Genomic DNA, 2,306 nt, shown 5'->3' on the forward strand with positions numbered 1-2,306 from the left:
TTCTGCCACTACCTACGTACACCAATGCCCCCATAATATTGCGTACCATATGATGCAAGAATGCATTTCCATGCAAATCAAGGCACAGATAGCGAGAAGTTCCACTAATCTTTGTACTATATAGTGTCTTTATAGGGGACTTCGCCTGACATTCGGCCGCTCGAAAGCTGGAAAAGTCATGTTCCCCCTCCAACAAGGCAGCAGCCTGCCTCATCAGATTTAAATCTAATTTCAAATGCGTCCACCCTACTCTGCCAACTAATAATGGAGAACGAACCGGTGAAGATTCCAATAAATAGCGATAATGGCGGCCATAAGCATCAAATCGGGCATGGAAATGAGGTACAACTTTTTGCGCAACCAACACAGCAACACCATCAGGCAAATGTGCATTGACACCACGCACCCATGCTTGCTCCGGACGACTTACTGACGTATCAAAATGCACCACTTGAGCAGTTGCATGCACACCCGTATCCGTCCTTCCCGCAACAATAGTATTAATTTGCTCCCTTGCTATTGAAGACAACGCCTGCTCTAAGGCCGTCTGAACAGTCGGCAAATCTCCGGCCTGTTTTTGCCAACCATAAAAACGGCTTCCATCATAAGAGAGGGTCAAAGCCCAACGCTGCATCAGATGCCCTGTTGTATTTGCTTGTTCAGTCATTTCTTATACTTCTTGTAAATTGATATTGTTGCCTACGCTTAAGCAACAAATATTAAAAAGGCGTGATCAACACACGCCTCCATTATGTATTTCAGACGGCCTTCATCTTCAACCATCACATAAAGCTGAAATCTTACCCAACTGATAATAGACTCAGCTAAAATCTTGCTTTTTAATTTACCATAAAAAAGATGCCGTCTGAAACGGCATCTTCATTTTACTGGTACTTATACGCCAAGCTCTTTCATCAGTTTTTGGGCTTTATACAGAATATCTCCTTCAGCCTCTTCAATCAGCGCTTGCAATGTTTCTCGAGCCGCTTCAGGATCACCGATTTCGATATACATCTTAGCCAAATCATATTTGGCTTCAAGCGGTGCAGTCATACCGACTGATTCTGAAACAAAGCCTCTTTCACTATTGCTTTTATCGGCAGCCACTGAAACATCTTCAGCTCCCCATTCCAATGCACCTTCTTCAATCACAAACTCAGAAGCAGCTTCTTCTTTCTCTACTTCTTCTTTGGTTTCTTGAATTTGCAAGTCTTGATCTTGCTTGATATCGAATGGCAACACATGGCCGTCTGAATCTTCAGGGGTATCTACCGTAAACTCGAGTGGCTCTTCATTTCTTGACTCGAAGACTTTTGTTTCTGTCGCAAAATCAAACTCATCAAATGTATTTACCTGCTCTTCTTTACGTTCAGGCATAACAACGGATACCGGCTGATATGGATTTTCCGGTTCAGGCTCGTACACGCTTTCTGTTGATTCGATACTATCCCAATCAGCATAGCGACGTTGCTCTGTCTCTGCATCATGCGTTACTGCACCTGAAAGAATACCTGTCTGACTATTGTCAATCTTACCCAAATCAAGTTTAACATCATTAATAGTGGAAGATTCTTCTACTTCATTGATGACCACATCATCTTCGAAATCGTCTTCGATAAACAGACCGTCTTGAATTTTTTCAGACGGCGTTACTTTAGTTGTAGCAACCGCAGCAGCTGAAGCAGCAACATTTTTCTGTACAGCCTTTTCTTCATCCTTACGGCTTACAGGCGCTGCTTCCGGCTCATCTTTACGTTTACCGGCAGCTTTCAACAACAACCAAGCAGCAATAAGGGCTGCACCGCCTGCCAATAACCATTTCCATAAATTACCATCTGATTCGCTTTCTGTTTGCTCCGCGACAGAATCAGTGGTTGCAACAGGCTCAGAAGCCACTATATTCTCTTGAGCATCGGAAGCCATAGCTTCTTGAATATCGGACGCAGGAACAGTCGATGCGGCTTTTTCATTAACCGCTGCAGATGCTGCTTGTTCTGTTTGTTCAGCTGAAGCTTGTTTTACTTCTTCCTGTTGCTGTGTATTTACGCCAGCATCTTTAACCTGAGCTTCAGTTTGAGCATCAGGCTGAACAACAGGTTTTTCTGTTTTAGCCTCTGTTGTATTAGCGGTTTCATTAGCTTTTTCTGTTGCCGTATTAGTTTTAGCAGGAGCAGAAGCAGCCAAGCGTTGCAATTCGCTACGGTTTGGAATATTCAGTACTTTACCTGCCAACATACGGTTGGCATTATTATCAATAAACACATCCGGGTTGGCATTTACCAAAGCCTGGATGGTTTGATCCAAGG

General features: G+C 43.5%; 2 protein-coding genes. Both read right to left on the reverse strand.

Annotation, left to right across the window (positions count from 1 at the left end; genetic code table 11):
- Positions 1 to 667: tRNA pseudouridine(38-40) synthase TruA (truA, locus tag ACTHUM_RS11740; RefSeq protein WP_440402945.1), on the reverse strand; the 667-nt coding region annotated here is incomplete at its 3' end.
- Positions 668 to 894: 227 nt separating this feature from the next.
- The coding region (locus ACTHUM_RS11745; protein ID WP_440402946.1) for a FimV/HubP family polar landmark protein at positions 895 to 2,306 on the reverse strand (1,412 nt) is incomplete at its 5' end.

The sequence above is a fragment of the Neisseria sp. P0021.S006 genome, assembly GCF_051956895.1.